Genomic DNA, 16,711 nt, shown 5'->3' with positions numbered 1-16,711 from the left:
GACGTCGCCGCCCCTTCGCGGCGACGTTTCGTTTGGGGCGGACGAAATACCGCCCGAAGCAATTCATCGCCGCAGCCGGCATTCGCCGCGCTGTGGTTTGATCGAGCGAATCGTTCAATCGGAGGCTAAGGTAAGAGCCCATGGCGCGGTACGTATTCATCACCGGCGGCGTGGTTTCCTCGCTTGGCAAGGGCATTGCCTCGGCAGCGCTCGGCGCCATGCTCCAGGCTCGTGGCTACAAGGTCCGCCTGAGGAAGCTCGATCCCTATCTGAACGTCGATCCGGGCACGATGAGCCCGTATCAGCACGGCGAGGTCTTCGTCACCGACGACGGCGCCGAGACGGATCTCGATCTCGGCCATTACGAGCGCTTCACCGGCCGGCCTGCCTCAAAGGCGGACAGCGTCACCACCGGTCGCATCTATCAGGAAATCATCGCCCGCGAGCGCAGGGGTGATTATCTCGGCGGCACGGTGCAGGTGATTCCCCATGTCACCGACGCCATCAAGGCCTTCGTCCTGTCCGGAAACGACGATGTCGATTTCGTGCTCTGCGAGATCGGCGGCACGGTCGGCGACATCGAGGCGATGCCGTTCCTTGAGGCGATCCGGCAGATCGGGAACGACCTGCCCCGCGACGACGTCGTCTATATCCACCTGACGCTGCTGCCTTACATCCCGTCCGCGGGCGAGCTGAAGACCAAGCCGACGCAGCATTCCGTTAAGGAGCTGCGCTCGATCGGCATCCAGCCCGACATCCTGCTCTGTCGTTCCGATCGGCCGATCCCGAAGGAGGAGCGGCGTAAGCTCTCTCTCTTCTGCAACGTGCGCGAATCGGCCGTCATCCAGGCGCTCGACGTCGCGCACATCTACGACGTGCCGACCGCCTATCATGCGGAGGGGCTCGACACCGAGGTTCTCGCCGCCTTCGGCATCAAGGATGCGCCGACGCCGGATCTGTCGCGCTGGAACGCGCTGACGAGCCGGATCCGCAATCCCGAAGGCGAGGTCACCATCGCCGTGGTCGGAAAATACACCGGCCTCAAGGATGCCTATAAGTCGCTGATCGAGGCGCTGCAGCATGGCGGCGTCGCCAATACCGTGAAGGTCAATATCGACTGGATCGAGAGCGAGATCTTCGAGAAGGAAGATCCGGCGCCCTATCTGGAGCGCGTGAACGGCATCCTCGTTCCGGGTGGCTTCGGCGAGCGCGGATCGGAAGGCAAGATCCTCGCCGCCGGCTTCGCACGCCGGCGCAAGGTGCCCTATTTCGGCATCTGTTTCGGCATGCAGATGGCCGTGATCGAGGCGGCCCGCAACATGGCCGGCATCGAGAATGCGAGTTCGACCGAGTTCGGCCCGACCTCGGAGCCGGTTGTCGGCCTGATGACCGAATGGCTGCGCGGCAACCTGCTGGAGAAGCGCCACGCGGCCGGCGATCTCGGCGGCACCATGCGGCTCGGCGCCTATGAGGCGAAGCTGGAGCCCGGCTCCAAGATCGCCGAGATTTACGGGTCGACGGACATCTTCGAGCGCCATCGCCATCGCTATGAGGTGAATATCGACTACAAGGAGCGGCTCGAGCATTGCGGCATGCATTTCGCCGGCATGTCGCCGGACGGCGTGCTGCCGGAGACGGTTGAACTGCTCGATCATCCCTGGTTTATCGGCGTGCAGTATCACCCCGAGCTGAAGTCGCGGCCGCTTGCGCCGCATCCGCTCTTCGCCTCCTTCATCGCCGCGGCGAAGGAGCAGTCGCGGCTCGTCTGACGGCGACCCGGCCCCGCTCCCTGCATGACTCCCATGCAGGGCCTGCTCTGGCGTTCGGCCGGCCGCCAATCCATATTGGCGGAACAAGGGGAAAGGGAGAGACGACGAATGTCGGGTGTGGGCATTTTCATGACGATCGTGATCGGCATTCTCGCCGGTTGGATCGCATCGCGAACCATGGGCCGTCGTCACGGCCTGATCGTCAATCTCATCGTCGGCCTCATTGGCTCGTGGATCGGCGCGATCCTCGCCTCGACCTTCAATCTCGTGCCGGAGCCGGGCTTTGTCGGCAGCCTTGTGGTGTCGACCATCGGCGCCATTGTCCTTCTCTTCCTGCTCGGCCTCTTCCGCCGCGGCTAATTCCGACCCGGAGCTTCCATGGTCGTCGTTCTCGATACGGTCACCGCGCCCGCCACTGCCAAGGATCGCCGTCCGCGCCATCCCGAGAAGGCGAACCGGCCCGACACGCCGCTCCTGCGCAAGCCCGACTGGATCCGCGTCCGCGCGCCCGGCTCGCCCATCTATCGCGAGACGCAGGACATCGTGAAGAAGAACGGCCTCGTCACCGTCTGTGAGGAGGCCGGCTGCCCGAATATCGGCGAGTGCTGGTCGAAGAAGCACGCCACCTTCATGATCATGGGCGACACCTGCACGCGGGCCTGCGCCTTCTGCAACGTGCGTACCGGCATGCCTGAGGCGCTCGACCGCGCCGAGCCGCAGAAGGTTGCCGAGGCCGTCGCCAAGCTTGGCCTCGAGCATGTCGTGATCACCTCGGTCGACCGCGACGATCTCGACGATGGCGGCGCGCAGCATTTCGCCGAGGTCATCCTCGCGATCCGCGCCGCGGCGCCGGGCACGACGATCGAGATCCTGACGCCCGACTTCCTGAGGAAACCCGGTGCGCTCGAGATCGTGGTGGCCGCCAAGCCGGACGTCTTCAACCACAATCTCGAAACCGTGCCGTCGAAATATCTTAAGGTCCGGCCCGGCGCCCGCTACTTCCACTCGCTACGGCTGCTGCAGCGGGTGAAGGAGCTGGACGGCGAGATGTTCACCAAGTCGGGCATCATGGTCGGCCTCGGCGAGGAGCGGAACGAGGTCCTCCAGCTCATGGACGATCTGCGCGTCGCCGATGTCGACTTCCTCACCATCGGCCAGTACCTCCAGCCGAGCCGCAAGCATCATCCGGTCATCCGCTTCGTCGAGCCGACGGAGTTCAAATCCTTCGAAACGATCGGCTATGCCAAGGGCTTCCTGATGGTGTCGTCGAGCCCGCTGACCCGCTCGTCCCACCATGCCGGCGAGGATTTCGCGCGCCTGCGGGCCGCGCGCCAGGCTCAGCCGCGCGGCTGAGCCATGCCGAAATTCGACACGGAGCGCCGCGTCGCGCATTCCGCCGAGGCGATGTTCGATCTCGTCGCGGATGTCTCGAAATATCCGGAATTCGTGCCGCTCTGCGAGGCGCTGATCGTGCGCGGGCGCCAGTCCTCCGGCACCCGCGACGTCCTGATCGCCGACATGACGGTCGCCTACAAGATCGTCCGCGAAACCTTCACCACCAAGGTCGTGCTCGACAGGGACGCCGGGACGATTCGCGCGGAATATCTCGACGGCCCGTTCAAGCACCTCGACAATCTGTGGACCTTCACGCCGGACGGCGCCAGCCGCTGTCGCGTGCACTTCTCCATCGACTACGAATTCCGATCGCGTGCGCTCTCGATGCTGATGGGCAGCGTCTTCGACAAGGCCTTCCGGAAGTTCGCGGAAGCCTTTGAGAAGAGAGCGGATATCGTCTACGGCAAGCCGGCGCCGCCAGCCTGACGGCGGCCTCTTCAGCCCGCGGCCAGCCGCCTCAGCATCGCCAGGGCGTTCGCAACCGTGTCGTGACGCACGCCCGAGCGGTCGCGTCCCGAGAAGACATGGGCTTCGTGCACCGCCTGGCCGCCGCGTCGCATTGCAGCGAAATGGACGAGGCCGACCGGCTTGTCCACCGAGCCGCCGCCCGGGCCCGCGATACCGGTGACGGCGACTGCGAGATCGGCGTCGGACTTCGCCAGGGCCCCGACGGCCATCGCGAGCGCGACTTCCTTGCTGACCGCGCCGACCCTGTCGATCAATGCCGCCGGCACGCCGAGCATCGCCGTCTTGGCCGCGTTGGAATAGGTGACGAAGCCGCGGTCGACCACGGCGGAGGAGCCGGCGATTTCGGTCAGTGCGCCGGCGATCAGTCCGCCCGTGCAGGATTCCGCCGTCGCGATTATCAGTTTCCTGTCGGCGCAGAGCCAGATGAGATCGGCTGCGGCGGGCATCAGGGGCGTGAGATCGGTCATAGCGGCGTTCTCTCAGCTCTCGAAGGGGAGGCGAATCGTGGCCGTCGCAATCGCAGCGATGCCTTCGCGGCGCCCGACAAACCCGAGCTTCTCGTTGGTCGTCGCCTTGACGGCGACGCGGCCCGTGGAAATGCCCGCGATTTCAGCGATCCTCGCGCGCATCGCGTCGCGATGCGGTCCGATCTTCGGCGCTTCCGCGATGATGGCGAGGTCGAGATTCACGATCCGGCCCCCGCGCGCCGTGACGAGGCCGACGGCATGGGCGAGGAAGCGGTCGGAAGAGGCGCCGCGCCATTGCTGGTCGGAGGGCGGGAAGTGGCTGCCGATATCGCCCTCGGCGATCGCGCCAAGCAGGGCGTCCGTCAGCGCATGCAGCGCGACATCGGCGTCGGAGTGGCCGGCCAGCGTCTTCTCGTGCGGGATGCGGATGCCGCCGAGCCAGACCGCATCGCCATCGGTAAAGGGATGCACGTCATAGCCTGTGCCGACGCGAGTTTCGCCGGCCTCGAGCAGCGCCTCACCCTGAAGCCGCCGGTCGGCCACCGCGATATCCTCCTGGCTGGTCAGCTTGATATTGCTGCGGGCGCCGGCGACGAGCCGCACCGGTATTCCCGCCCATTCGGCCAGCGCCGCGTCGTCGGTGACTTCGACACCGGCCGCGGCGGCGCGGCGATGGGCGTCGAGAATGACGTCGAGATGGAAGCCCTGCGGCGTTTCGGCCGCGAAGAGGCCCTCGCGCGACACCGTGTCTGCGACGAAGCCCTCGGCATCGCCGCGCTTCAGCGTATCGGCGACGGGCGAGGCGGCGAGGACGGCGCGATTCGTGGAAAGTGCTTCGATGACGCGTGTTACGAGATCCCCGGTCGCGAAGGGCCGGACGGCGTCGTGGATGAGCACGGCGTCGGGCGCATGGGATGCGAGGGCTTCGAGCCCCGCGCGCACGGATGCCTGGCGCGTTGCACCACCCATCACGGGCGGCAGAAGCCCCCGAATGCCGGCCACCGCCTCGCGATAAAGTGCTTCGTCGTCGGGATGGATGACGACCGCCACATGTTCGACACGCGGATGGCCGAGAAACAGCGCCGCTGAATGGGCCAGCACGGTCCGGCCACCGACGATACGGTACTGCTTCGGCAGGCCCCCACCGGCGCGCACCCCGCGGCCGGCGGCGACGATCAGGGCGGCGATCCGGCGCGGCGGGGGAGTGGTCGGCATGGCGTCTGGTCCGGTCTCGGCGGCGCCGTTGCGGCGCGCGGCGCCGCATGGATCGGAGATTTCGTTCAGCTTCGCAACAAGTCTCTTGCCGACGCACAATCCCTGACTAATATGTGGGCAGAGACCTGCATGCCTATTCGGTAGTCAATTGATCGAAAACTCGACCTGCCTGCGCCGCCTGGCCGATCCGCTCGCGATCGGCGGGGTGACGATCGCCAATCGCGTGCTGTTGGCGCCAATGTCCGGCGTTTCCGACCGGCCCTTCCGCCGTGTCGCTGCCGCTCATGGGGCAGGGCTCGTCGTCTCGGAAATGGTGGCGAGCGAGGAACTCGCCGGCGGCAATCCCGAATCGGCGATGCGCGCCGAAGCGACGGGCAATTCGCTTCATGTCGTCCAACTCGCCGGCCGCGAACCGCACTGGATGGCCGAGGGCGCCCGTGCAGCGGCAGATGCCGGCGCCGACATCATCGATATCAATATGGGCTGCCCGGCCAAGCGCGTCACCACCGGTTATTCCGGCTCCGCGCTGATGCGCGATCTCGATCATGCGCTGACGCTGGTCGAGGCGACCGTGGCGGCGAGCCCGGTGCCGGTCACGCTCAAGATGCGGCTTGGCTGGGACGAGCGCAGCCTGAACGCGCCGGAACTGGCGCGTCGCGCCGAGGCCGCGGGCGTCGCGATGGTGACCGTTCACGGCCGCACGCGCTGCCAGTTCTACAAGGGCTCGGCCGATTGGAGAGCGATCCGCGCCGTCAAGGAGGCGGTGTCGATCCCGCTCATCGCCAATGGCGATATCCGCTCGCCGGCGGAGGCCGAGGAGGCGCTTCGCCTGTCGGGAGCCGATGGCGTCATGATCGGTCGCGGCGCCTATGGGCGGCCGTGGCTGCCGGGCGCGATCGCCGCCTTCGCGGCAACGGGCGCGATGCCGGAGGCGCCGTCGGGAGAGGCCCTCGCGGCCCTGCTGCTCGGCCAGTATGAGGAGATGATCGCGCTCTACGGGCCGATCCTCGGCATGCGCAATGCGCGCAAGCATCTCGGCTGGACGCTGGAAAATCTGGAGGAGGGCGCGGTGGACCCCGCGCTCCGCCAGGCGATCATGACGGAAACGCGGCCGACGAAGGTCGCGCAGATGCTCGGCCGCCTGATCGCCGACGCTCCGGTCAGGAGGGCTGCATGAACGCGCGCGACCCCGGCCCGCGCAAGGCCCAGGACATGTCTGCGACGCTGCTGCTCGATGCCTTGCCGCATCCGGTTCTCCTCGTCGACGAGAAGGGCCATGTCTCGGAAGCGAACAGCGCCGCTCAGGATTTCTTCCAGGTTTCGACCGCGATGCTGCGCCGCCAGCCGATCGCGAGCTTCGTGCCGTTCGGCAGTCCGCTGCTCGCGCTGATCGACCAGGTCCGCATGCGCGGCGCGGCCGTGAACGAATACCGCGTCGATGTCGGCACGCCGCGCAATGGCAGCGAGCGCATCGTCGACATCTATGCCTCGCCGATCCTGGAGCAGCCGCAGCATGTCGTTGTCATGCTGCAGGAGCGCACCATGGCGGAGAAGATCGACCGCCAGCTGACGCATCGCGGCGCCGCGCGGTCGGTGACCGGGCTGGCGGCCATGCTGGCCCACGAGATCAAGAACCCGCTCTCCGGCATCCGCGGCGCGGCGCAGCTTCTCGAATCCTCTGTCGACGACAATGACCGCGCCCTGACCCGCCTCATCACCGACGAGGCTGACCGCATCGTGAAGCTGGTTGACCGGATGGAGGTCTTCTCCGACGAGCGGCCGATCGAGCGCGACCCGGTCAATATCCATGTCGTGCTGGAACATGTGAAGCGCCTCGCCCAGTCGGGCTTCGCGCGGCATATCCGCATCGTCGAGGAATACGATCCGTCGCTGCCGCCGGTCTATGCCAACCGCGACCAGCTGGTTCAGGTCTTCCTCAACCTCGTCAAGAACGCCGCAGAGGCGATCGGCGACGATGCCGACGGCGAGATCCTGCTGACCACCGCCTTCCGCCCCGGCATCCGCCTGTCGGTCCCCGGCTCCGCCAACCGCGTGACGCTGCCGCTCGAGTTTGCCGTGCGAGACAACGGTCCCGGCGTGCCGCCCGACATGCTGCCGCATCTCTTCGATCCCTTCGTCACGACCAAGACCAACGGGACGGGCCTCGGCCTCGCTCTGGTCGCCAAGATCATCGGTGACCATGGCGGCGTGATCGAATGCGAATCCCAGCAGAACCGGACGATCTTCCGCGTTCTGATGCCGGCCTTCCCCGGCGCCCTGCCTCCAGACAAGGATGAATGAGATGCCGATCGGCAACATTCTCGTCGCCGACGACGATGCGGCGATCCGCACGGTGCTCAACCAGGCGCTGTCGCGCGCGGGCTACGAGGTCCGACTGACGTCAAACGCGGCGACGCTGTGGCGCTGGGTCAGCCAGGGCGAGGGCGACCTCGTGATCACCGATGTGATCATGCCGGACGAAAACGCTTTCGACCTCCTGCCGCGCATCAAGCGGGCGCGGCCGGAGCTCCCGGTGATCGTCATGAGCGCGCAGAACACGTTCATGACGGCGATCCGCGCCTCGGAAAAGGGCGCCTACGAATATCTGCCCAAGCCCTTCGACCTCAAGGAACTGATCTCGATCGTTGGCCGTGCGCTGGCCGAGCCCAAGCAGCGCCGGCAGGATACGCGCTCCGACGAGGGGGGCGAGAATATCCCGCTGGTGGGGCGTTCCCCGGCCATGCAGGACATCTACCGTGTTCTCGCTCGGCTGATGCAGACCGATCTCACGGTCATGATCGCCGGCGAATCCGGCACCGGCAAGGAACTCGTCGCCCGGGCGTTGCACGACTACGGCAAGCGGCGCAGCGGCCCCTTCGTCGCGATCAACATGGCCGCGATCCCGCGTGATCTGATCGAGAGCGAGCTGTTCGGCCACGAGAAGGGCGCCTTCACCGGTGCGCAGGCGCGCTCCGCCGGCCGCTTCGAGCAGGCCGAGGGCGGCACGCTCTTTCTCGACGAGATCGGCGACATGCCGATGGAGGCGCAGACGCGCCTCCTTCGCGTGCTCCAGCAGGGCGAATATACGACGGTCGGCGGACGCACGCCGATCAAGACGGATGTCCGCATCATCGCGGCGACCAACAAGGACCTGCGCGTCCTCATCAATCAGGGCCTTTTCCGCGAGGACCTCTTCTTCCGCCTGAACGTGGTGCCGATTCGCCTGCCGCCGCTGCGCGAGCGCTCGGAGGACATTCCGGACCTGGTGCGTCACTTCTTCACTTTGGTCGAGAAAGAGGGCCTGCCGCACAAGCAGATCGAGACCGCCGCGATCGAACGGCTTAAGCGCTACCGCTGGCCAGGCAATGTCCGCGAACTCGAGAATCTGATCCGCCGCCTCGCGGCGCTCTATCCGCAGGATACGATCACCGAAAACATCATCGAGACGGAGCTGGACCAGCCGGCGATCCATCTCCAGCCCTCGGAAACGGCGACGGAAGACACCCTGTCGGGATCGATGGAGCGACACCTCGCCGCCTATTTCTCCGGCTTCGGCGACAATCTCCCGCCGCCCGGCCTCTATCACCGCATCCTGCGCGAAGTCGAATATCCGCTGATCTCGACGGCGCTGGCGGCGACCCGCGGCAACCAGATCAAGGCGGCCGAACTTCTCGGCGTCAACCGCAACACGCTGCGCAAGAAGATCCGCGACCTCGATGTCCAGGTGATCCGCTCGTCGCGGTAGGGTGAATACCCCGCCGCGCTTCCGGGCTCCCGTTGCTTGGAGTCAGACAGAGGTCATGCTGCCGTCGAGCGTGAGGTCGACCATTTCCGTCCGGCCGGTCGTATAGGGCTGGCTATGGATGATGCGGGGAACTCTCAGGCGCGAGTCTCTCTCATAGATGGCCCGCAGCGCCGCGAAATTGATGCGCTCGTCACGGAGTTGCAAGGCGATCTCGTCGAGGAGCAACGCATCGCCCGGTTCGAGTGGCGCGTCATAGGGATAGGTACCGTTCAGGCCCCAGATGTCGAATGTCAGCATCTCGTGCCTGTTGAGGGCGGCGAAATCCCGGACGACTTCCCATCGCACACACCAGGCGCCCCGGAGATCGGGCGCGTAACCGAACTGTTCGGGATCGAGGATGCCGGCTCGGATTCCCCGCCAGGCAGCGTCCGCACTGATGAAACGACTGTCGTCCGCACAGGGCTGCAGCGTGTCCGGGTCGAATCGCTCCCATCGGCTGGCCACCGCGTCCCAGTATTCGCAGATCACATGCGATTGGCTGTGCCCTGGCTGCAGGTATGAGGCGAAGCCGTGCCGCACGCGGGCAGGAACGGAACGGTGCCGCAGGATGGAGCAGAGCAGGGTGGCAAAGTGTCGGCAATCGACGACGATGCGCCGTTCGATGTCCCGCTCGACGTCCCATGGGAGCGTGGCCGCCTCGTCAATTCTCTCGAGCAGGCGGGCGACCGGCCGCGTTTCGATGTCGAGGCGGCGGCGCTCATCGAGTACAATTCCGGCCGACCTGATCTTCCAGTTGTGGATGAGAACGTTCTGCAGAAGCTCGCTGATCTCTGCAGCCTCAGAGGGAAGGAAGTCGAATGCCCCCGCGCGCTGCCGCGGATTCGTGATGGCGCTCTGCTCACGATAGAAGGCGAGCCAGTCGTCGCTCGCGGTCGTGATAGTCCGTTGTTCCATGGCGACTCCGCATCAGGCTTGCGCTGGTTACGATCTGTGTGATCGGGGCAAGAACGCTACGCATCAGATATTCGTACGGATCGAGATTGTCGGTGGCATAGACCGCGTCGACCGTTGCGCGACGATTCCTTTCACAGACGAGGAACCTGACGTTCTTCCGTGCGAGTCGTTCGGCGAAATCCGCCAAGCGCGCTGTTGCCGGTCCGCCACAATGCTGTTGCAATTCGGTCTCAGTGTCCGGCGCATGTCACGAATCGGACACAGAGACCGCGCTAGCGGTCGGCGGATCGGCGGGCTGCCATTGTGAGCGCCGCCGCCGAGACCAACATGCCTGCCGCATCCGCGCGGCCGAGCCGACGCCGGCTGACGATCCGCGGTGCCGGCTATGTCACTGTGCTGTTCGCGCTGACCAGCGCCTGCGCCAGCTTCTTCGTTCTGATGGGGCTGACGCCAATCCAGCCGACGGATTCCGTCGTTTTCTGGGCGCTGGCAATCAACGGCTTCCTCACCTTCCTCCTCGTCGCCGAAACCGGGGTCGAGGTCTGGATGCTCATCCGTGCGAGGCGACGTGGCCGCGCCGCGGCGCGGCTGCATATCCGCATCGTGCTGCTCTTCTCGATCGTCGCCGTCGTACCGGCGGTGATCATGGCGATCGTTGCGAGCATCACGCTCAATCGCGGTCTCGATCACTGGTTCTCCGAGCGCACGCGCGCGATCGTCGACACGTCGCTGTCGATCGCGCAGGCCTATGCCGAGGAGCATGCGAAGACGCTGCGGGTCGACATCCTCGGCCTCAAGGCCGATTTCGAGCGCGCGCAGGCGTTGCTCGCGCGCGATCCGGACCAGTTTCAGAACTTCATGAATTCGATCGCCGCGCTGCGCGGCATTCCGGGCGTCTATCTGCTGAAGCCGGACGGCTCACCGATCGCGCAGGCCGAATTCCAGTTCTCCGGCAACTTTCCGGGTCCGCCGCTCGATGCGATGCGGAGGGCGCAACAGAGCGCCAACGAGCCGGTCCTCATCTCCCCTGGCGCGACCAATGTCGTCGGCGCGGTCGTCAAGCTCGAGAACTACAAGGACGTCTATCTCTACATCGCCCGCGAGATCGATCCGAAGGTCATCCGCTATATCGCGCAGACGAGCGCCAGCGTTGACGAATACAAGAACCTCGCGGCGACCCGTCTCGGCGTGCAGATCGCCTTCGCGGTGCTCTATCTCGGCCTGGCGCTGGTGCTGCTCCTGTCGGCCATCTGGCTCGGCATCGGCTTCGCCAACCGTCTCGTCGCGCCGATCCGCGTGCTGATCGATGCCGCCGACGAGATCGGGCAGGGCAATCTCGACGTCACCGTTCCGTTCCGCTCCTCGGACGGCGACCTCGGCGCGCTCGGCGCGACCTTCAATACCATGACCGCCGAACTCCGCAGCCAACGGGCGGAGCTGATGACGGCGAGCGAGCAGATCGATGCCCGCCGCCGCTTCTCCGAGGCGGTGCTGGCCGGCGTTTCGGCCGGCGTGATCGGCGCCGATGCGCGCGGCTTCGTTACCATCGCCAATCGCGGCGCGCTGCGCATGCTGGGCTCGGCCAGTGCCTCGGTGGTCGGCCGCCCGGTCGTCGAAGTGGCGCCGGAACTTGCTTCGGTCATGGAGGCCGCGCTCGCCGACCCCGTGCGGCATGAGCATCGCGACCAGGTCTCCTTGCTGCGCGAGGGACGCGACCGAACGATCAATGTCCGCGTGACGACGGAAGACGCCGGACGCGAGCAGCGCGGCTATGTCATCACGCTCGACGACATCACCGATCTGGTGACGGCGCAGCGCAGCTCCGCCTGGGCCGACATCGCGCGCCGCATCGCGCACGAGATCAAGAATCCGCTGACGCCGATCCAGCTTTCGGCCGAGCGACTGAAGCGTCGCTTCGGAAAGAACATCACCGAAGGGCGCGATGTCTTCGACCAGTGCACGGACACGATCATCCGCCAGGTCGGCGATATCGGCCGCATGGTGGACGAGTTCTCGTCCTTCGCCCGCATGCCGAAGCCGACCTTCGAGGAGCGCGACATCGGCGAGGCCGCGCGCGAGGCGGTCTTCCTCCAGGAGGTCGCCCATCCCGAGATCGCCTTCGTAGTCGATCTGCCGGAGGAGCCGCTCACCGGCCGCTTCGATCCGCGGCTGATGTCGCAGGCGCTCACCAATATCGTGAAGAACGCGACCGAGGCGATCGCAGCCGTGCCCGACGAGGAGAAGGGCCAGCCGCAGATCGTCGTCCGCGGTCGGATCGAGGGCGACAACAACATCGTCGAAGTGATCGACACGGGCATCGGCCTGCCGGCGGAAAATCGTCATCGGCTGCTCGAGCCCTATATGACGACGCGCGAGAAGGGCACCGGCCTCGGTCTCGCGATTGTCAGCAAGATCATCGAGGAACATCACGGCCGCCTCGAACTGCTCGATTCGCCGGCCGTCGCCGAGGGCGGCCGCGGCGCGATGATCCGCCTGACGCTCCCCCATGTCTCGGCTACGGCCTCCCCATCGGCTTCCCGCACGGTGGCGCCGCAGCCCGAACCCGCTACTCCCGAAGCCTGAAGAAGAAGACGGAATCCCATGCCTTCCGACATTCTCATCATTGACGACGAAGCCGACATCCGCGGCCTCGTTTCGGGAATTCTCGAGGACGAGGGTCACGGCACCCGGACCGCCGGCGACACCGACAAGGCGCTCGCCGAGATCGCGATGCGCCGTCCCAACCTCGTCTTTCTCGATATCTGGCTCACCGGAAGCCGCATCGACGGCCTGACCCTGCTCGACATGATCAAGGCGCAGCATCCCGATCTGCCGGTCGTGATGATCTCCGGCCACGGCAATATCGAAACCGCCGTCTCAGCCATCAAGCGCGGTGCCTACGACTATATCGAGAAGCCCTTCAAGGCCGACCGGCTGGTGCTGATCGCCGAGAGGGCGCTGGAGGCATCGAAGCTGCGGCGCGAGGTGCGGGAGCTCCGCGAGCGCGCCGGCACGATGCACGCGCTCATCGGCTCCTCGGCGGCGATGAACCACCTCCGCCAGACGATCGAGCGGGTGGCGCCGACCAATAGCCGCATCATGATCTCCGGTCCGTCGGGCTCGGGGAAGGAGACGGTGGCGCGCACCATCCACGAATTGTCGCATCGCGCATCCGGCCCCTTCGTCGTGCTCAATGCCGCGACGATCACGCCCGATCGCATGGAGCACGAGCTCTTCGGCACCGAGAGTGGCACGGGTCCTCGCAAGATCGGCGCGCTGGAAGAGGCGCATGGCGGCACGCTCTATCTCGACGAGGTCGCCGACATGCCGCGCGAGACGCAGGGCAAGATCCTGCGCGTGCTCATCGACCAGAACTTCCTGCGAGTCGGCGGCACGACCCGCGTCAATGTGGATGTCCGGATCATCTCCTCGACGGCGCGCGACCTCGAGCGCGAGATCGGCGAGGGCAGCTTCCGGGAGGATCTCTTCCACCGTCTCTCGGTGGTGCCGCTGCGCGTGCCCGCGCTTGCCGAGCGGCGTGACGACGTGCCCTCACTCGTCCAGCACTTCATCGAGCAGATCTCGCACACGACCGGGCTGCCGGTGCGCCAGGTCGGCGACGATGCGCTGGCCGTGCTCCAGGCGCATGACTGGCCGGGCAACATCCGCCAGCTTCGCAACAATATCGAGCGGCTGCTGATCCTTGCGCGCGGCGACGAGAACCAGATGATCACCGCCGACATGCTGCCGCCCGAAGTCGGCGAGATGCTGCCGACGACGCCCAATCGCGGCGGCGAGCATCTCATGTCGTTGCCGCTCCGCGATGCCCGCGAGATCTTCGAGCGCGAATATCTGACGGCGCAGGTCAACCGCTTCGGCGGCAACATCTCCCGCACGGCCGAGTTCGTCGGGATGGAGCGCTCGGCGCTGCATCGCAAGCTGAAATCGCTCGGCGTCGGCTGAGCGGAAGACCCTCCATCGTCACCGGAAGAAAGCCGAAATGTCGCGCATCGCCTATGTCAACGGCCGCTATGTCCGCCACGCCGAAGCTGCCGTCCACATCGAGGATCGCGGCTATCAGTTCGCCGATGGCGTCTACGAGGTCTGCGAGGTGCGCCGTGGCCGCCTGATCGACGAGACGCTGCATGTCGATCGTCTGGAGCGCTCGCTTCGCGAATTGAGGATCGCGATGCCCATGAGCCGGGCGGCGCTCGGCGCGGTGCTGCGCGAGACGGTCCGGCGGAACGTCGTTCGCGACGGCATGGTCTATCTGCAGGTGACCCGCGGCGTCGCGCCGCGCAACCACCTGTTCCCGGCGGCCGATACCGCGCCCGGCATCGTCGTGACGGCAAAAAGCGTTTCGCCGGCGTCGGGCGACAAGCGGGCGGAAGGCGGCATCGCCGTCATCAGCGTTCCCGACAATCGCTGGGAGCGCGTCGACATCAAGACGGTCGGGCTGCTGCCGAATGTCATGGCCAAGCAGGCGGCCAAGGAGGCCGGCGCCTACGAGGCGTGGTTCATCGACAAGGACGGCAACGTCACCGAGGGCTCATCGACCAATGCCTGGATCGTGACCGCCGACGGCACGCTGGTCACCCGCCCGGCCAATGGCGGCATCCTGCGCGGCATCACGCGGACGGTCATCCTCGATCTCGCTGCGAAGCATGGGCTGAAGGTCGAGGAGCGCGCCTTCTCGCTCGATGAGGCGAAGCGCGCCCGCGAAGCCTTCATTACCGCGGCGACGACGCTGGTCATGCCGGTCGTGAAGATCGACGACGCGGCGATCGGCAACGGCGCTCCGGGCTCGATCGCAACCGATCTGCGCGCCCGCTTCCACGATCATGCCGAGACTGCGCCGCGCTGGTCGCGCGGGCGCTGATGCGGCATTGCGGTATGCCTGTGCGATCGCCACATTTTGGGGCGTGACGGGCGGCGCTCCAGCGGGCAGACTGTCGACGGCCCGCATCGCGGAGCCTTGGGAGCGACGCGCCGGCCGGCGTGTCGATCCCCAACAACATCGAGACGTGAGATAAAAGATGGCGGATCGCGCGCAAAACCTTCAGGACACGTTCCTGAATCATGTCCGAAAGAGCAAGACTCCCCTGACGATTTTCCTCGTCAACGGCGTCAAACTGCAGGGTATTGTGACCTGGTTCGATAATTTCTGCGTGCTTCTGCGCCGGGACGGTCATTCGCAGCTTGTTTACAAGCACGCGATTTCGACCATCATGCCCGGAGCACCTGTGCAGCTCTTCGAACCGGGCGACGATGCCTGACCGGGCCGGGTGCCCGAAAGCGATAACATTGTGAGTGAAGAGATCGAGTTTCCGGACGACGCCGACCACGAGGCCGGCGCCGTTACCGAATCAACCGAGCGGGAACCCGATCGGACCGTGGTCCTCGTGCCGATCCGCTCGGCGCGAGGAAAGCGCGCGGCCGGTGAGGGGCCGTCCATCAAGCGCAGCCCGCAGGCGCGGCTGGAGGAGGCCGTCGGCCTCGCCAAGGCGATTTCGCTCGATGTCGTCGCGGCCGACAACGTGCCTCTGGCTCAGCCGAGACCAGCGACGCTGTTCGGCAGCGGCAAGGTCGAGGAGATTGCCGCGCTGGTGAAGGAAGAGGGGGCGGGGCTTGTTTTCGTCGATCACGCCCTGTCGCCCGTGCAGCAGCGCAATCTCGAAAAGGCGTGGTCGGCCAAGGTCATCGACCGCACCGGCCTCATCCTGGAGATATTCGGCGAGCGTGCGCAGACAAGAGAGGGCCGCCTGCAGGTCGAGCTGGCGCATCTCAACTATCAGAAGAGTCGCCTCGTCCGGTCCTGGACCCACCTCGAGCGGCAGCGTGGCGGCTTCGGCTTCCTCGGCGGCCCCGGCGAAACACAGATCGAGGCCGACCGGCGCGCCCTGCAAGAGCGCATCTCGCGCATCGAGCACGAGCTGGAAACAGTTGTCCGCACCCGCCGCCTGCAGCGCGAAAGCCGCCGCAAGGTGCCGCATCCCATCGTGGCGCTGGTCGGCTACACCAATGCCGGCAAGTCGACGCTGTTCAACACGCTGACCGATGCCGGCATCTTTGCCGAGAACCTCCTCTTCGCGACGCTCGACCCGACGCTGCGGCGGCTCAAGCTCCCGCACGGCACCGAGATCATCCTCTCCGACACGGTGGGCTTCATCTCCGACCTGCCGACCCACCTCGTCGCCGCCTTCCGCGCCACGCTGGAAGAAGTGATCGAGGCGACGCTGATCCTGCATGTCCGCGACATCGCCCATGAGGACAGCGAGGCGCAGGCGAAGGACGTCGAGCAGGTGCTCGGACAGCTCGGAATCGAGATCGGAAAGAGCGAGCGCATCATCGAGGTCTGGAACAAGATCGACCTCCTGCCGCCCGACGCCCGTCCTGCGGGCCAGCCCACGGCCGAGCCGGGCAGACCGGCGATCATGCCGATTTCGGCGCTGACGGGGGAGGGTATCCCCGCCCTGCTCCAACTCGTCGAGGATCGCATCACTCGCGACCGCCCGGAATTCGTCGTTGCGCTCTCGGGCGCGGATCTCGGCAAGCTGCACCGGCTTTACGAACTCGGCGAGGTCCTCTCGCGCGAGGACGACGCCGAAGGCGTCACGCATGCCGTTCTGCGTGTCCCGGAAAAGCACGAGCACGCCTTCCACGCGGAGTTTCCGCAGGCACGCCCGGCGCATTGAGGA

14 protein-coding genes and 1 pseudogene are annotated in these 16,711 nt (G+C 66.2%); 12 read left to right on the top strand and 3 right to left on the bottom strand.

Going from position 1 to position 16,711, the window contains the following annotated elements:
* Positions 1–140 precede the first annotated feature (140 nt).
* The 4 genes from pyrG to QO015_RS02875 all read left to right on the top strand — a co-directional run bounded on the left by pyrG (position 141) and on the right by QO015_RS02875 (position 3,590).
* A complete protein-coding gene (pyrG, locus tag QO015_RS02890; RefSeq protein ID WP_266281580.1) occupies positions 141–1,769 on the top strand; it encodes a CTP synthase in 1,629 nt (542 codons plus the stop codon).
* Between the two features lie 108 nt (positions 1,770–1,877).
* Complete coding sequence (locus QO015_RS02885; RefSeq protein WP_266281581.1) at positions 1,878–2,129, top strand: GlsB/YeaQ/YmgE family stress response membrane protein; 252 nt, start codon at positions 1,878–1,880, stop codon at positions 2,127–2,129.
* 18 nt (positions 2,130–2,147) lie between these two features.
* A complete protein-coding gene (gene lipA / locus QO015_RS02880; RefSeq protein WP_266281582.1) occupies positions 2,148–3,122 on the top strand; it encodes a lipoyl synthase in 975 nt (324 codons plus the stop codon).
* 3 nt (positions 3,123–3,125) lie between these two features.
* Entirely contained in the window at positions 3,126–3,590 is a 465-nt protein-coding gene (locus QO015_RS02875; RefSeq protein WP_266281583.1) for a type II toxin-antitoxin system RatA family toxin, read from the top strand.
* Positions 3,591–3,604: 14 nt separating this feature from the next.
* On the opposite strand, the pseudogene QO015_RS02870 reads toward QO015_RS02875, so the two are convergent.
* Positions 3,605–4,078 (bottom strand): annotated as a pseudogene (locus QO015_RS02870) (CinA family protein); the annotation flags it as partial.
* A gap of 33 nt (positions 4,079–4,111) precedes the next feature.
* A complete protein-coding gene (locus tag QO015_RS02865) occupies positions 4,112–5,314 on the bottom strand; it encodes a bifunctional 2-C-methyl-D-erythritol 4-phosphate cytidylyltransferase/2-C-methyl-D-erythritol 2,4-cyclodiphosphate synthase (RefSeq protein WP_266281584.1) in 1,203 nt (400 codons plus the stop codon).
* 148 nt (positions 5,315–5,462) lie between these two features.
* On the opposite strand from QO015_RS02865, the gene dusB reads away from it, so the two are divergent.
* Genes dusB through ntrC form a run of 3 tightly spaced genes read left to right on the top strand, consistent with a single transcriptional unit; the run spans position 5,463 to position 9,059 of the window.
* Entirely contained in the window at positions 5,463–6,491 is a 1,029-nt protein-coding gene (gene dusB / locus QO015_RS02860) for a tRNA dihydrouridine synthase DusB (protein ID WP_370877386.1), read from the top strand.
* Positions 6,488–7,615: a two-component system sensor histidine kinase NtrB gene (locus tag QO015_RS02855; protein WP_266281585.1), complete on the top strand. Its 1,128-nt coding sequence runs from the start codon at positions 6,488–6,490 to the stop codon at positions 7,613–7,615. Before dusB ends, QO015_RS02855 begins: the two co-directional genes overlap by 4 nt.
* Before the next feature lies 1 nt (position 7,616).
* Positions 7,617–9,059, top strand: coding sequence for a nitrogen regulation protein NR(I) (gene ntrC / locus QO015_RS02850; RefSeq protein WP_266281587.1), 1,443 nt, complete (start codon positions 7,617–7,619; stop codon positions 9,057–9,059).
* Positions 9,060–9,101: 42 nt separating this feature from the next.
* Here the strand turns inward: ntrC and QO015_RS02845 are convergent, their stop codons facing one another.
* Entirely contained in the window at positions 9,102–10,013 is a 912-nt protein-coding gene (locus QO015_RS02845; RefSeq protein WP_266281588.1) for a transglutaminase domain-containing protein, read from the bottom strand.
* A gap of 327 nt (positions 10,014–10,340) precedes the next feature.
* Between QO015_RS02845 and QO015_RS02840 the strand changes: the two genes are divergently transcribed.
* The 5 genes from QO015_RS02840 to hflX all read left to right on the top strand — a co-directional run bounded on the left by QO015_RS02840 (position 10,341) and on the right by hflX (position 16,708).
* Positions 10,341–12,596: a sensor histidine kinase NtrY-like gene (locus tag QO015_RS02840; RefSeq protein ID WP_266281589.1), complete on the top strand. Its 2,256-nt coding sequence runs from the start codon at positions 10,341–10,343 to the stop codon at positions 12,594–12,596.
* 18 nt (positions 12,597–12,614) lie between these two features.
* Positions 12,615–13,976 (top strand): nitrogen assimilation response regulator NtrX, encoded by a 1,362-nt coding sequence (ntrX, locus tag QO015_RS02835; RefSeq protein ID WP_266281590.1) that lies wholly within the window; start codon positions 12,615–12,617, stop codon positions 13,974–13,976.
* Positions 13,977–14,013: 37 nt separating this feature from the next.
* Positions 14,014–14,892 (top strand): D-amino-acid transaminase, encoded by an 879-nt coding sequence (locus tag QO015_RS02830; RefSeq protein WP_266281592.1) that lies wholly within the window; start codon positions 14,014–14,016, stop codon positions 14,890–14,892.
* 157 nt (positions 14,893–15,049) lie between these two features.
* Positions 15,050–15,289, top strand: a complete 240-nt coding sequence (gene hfq / locus QO015_RS02825; RefSeq protein ID WP_266281594.1) for an RNA chaperone Hfq — start codon at positions 15,050–15,052, stop codon at positions 15,287–15,289.
* Positions 15,290–15,331: 42 nt separating this feature from the next.
* Positions 15,332–16,708, top strand: coding sequence for a GTPase HflX (hflX, locus tag QO015_RS02820; RefSeq protein WP_266282500.1), 1,377 nt, complete (start codon positions 15,332–15,334; stop codon positions 16,706–16,708).
* Positions 16,709–16,711: the final 3 nt, after the last annotated feature.

This window comes from Kaistia geumhonensis (genome assembly GCF_030815145.1).
GTDB classification, from domain to species: domain Bacteria; phylum Pseudomonadota; class Alphaproteobacteria; order Rhizobiales; family Kaistiaceae; genus Kaistia; species Kaistia geumhonensis.
This window is presented reverse-complemented; position numbering and strand designations above follow the sequence as displayed.

Bases quoted from the DNA above. Each gene is read 5' to 3' on its own strand.
- pyrG (WP_266281580.1), top strand. From the start codon at position 141: ATGGCGCGGTACGTATTCATCACCGGCGGCGTGGTTTCCTCGCTTGGC.
- QO015_RS02885 (WP_266281581.1), top strand. From the start codon at position 1,878: ATGTCGGGTGTGGGCATTTTCATGACGATCGTGATCGGCATTCTCGCC.
- lipA (WP_266281582.1), top strand. From the start codon at position 2,148: ATGGTCGTCGTTCTCGATACGGTCACCGCGCCCGCCACTGCCAAGGAT.
- QO015_RS02875 (WP_266281583.1), top strand. From the start codon at position 3,126: ATGCCGAAATTCGACACGGAGCGCCGCGTCGCGCATTCCGCCGAGGCG.
- QO015_RS02865 (WP_266281584.1), bottom strand. From the start codon at position 5,314: ATGCCGACCACTCCCCCGCCGCGCCGGATCGCCGCCCTGATCGTCGCC.
- QO015_RS02855 (WP_266281585.1), top strand. From the start codon at position 6,488: ATGAACGCGCGCGACCCCGGCCCGCGCAAGGCCCAGGACATGTCTGCG.
- ntrC (WP_266281587.1), top strand. From the start codon at position 7,617: ATGCCGATCGGCAACATTCTCGTCGCCGACGACGATGCGGCGATCCGC.
- QO015_RS02845 (WP_266281588.1), bottom strand. From the start codon at position 10,013: ATGGAACAACGGACTATCACGACCGCGAGCGACGACTGGCTCGCCTTC.
- QO015_RS02840 (WP_266281589.1), top strand. From the start codon at position 10,341: ATGCCTGCCGCATCCGCGCGGCCGAGCCGACGCCGGCTGACGATCCGC.
- ntrX (WP_266281590.1), top strand. From the start codon at position 12,615: ATGCCTTCCGACATTCTCATCATTGACGACGAAGCCGACATCCGCGGC.
- QO015_RS02830 (WP_266281592.1), top strand. From the start codon at position 14,014: ATGTCGCGCATCGCCTATGTCAACGGCCGCTATGTCCGCCACGCCGAA.
- hfq (WP_266281594.1), top strand. From the start codon at position 15,050: ATGGCGGATCGCGCGCAAAACCTTCAGGACACGTTCCTGAATCATGTC.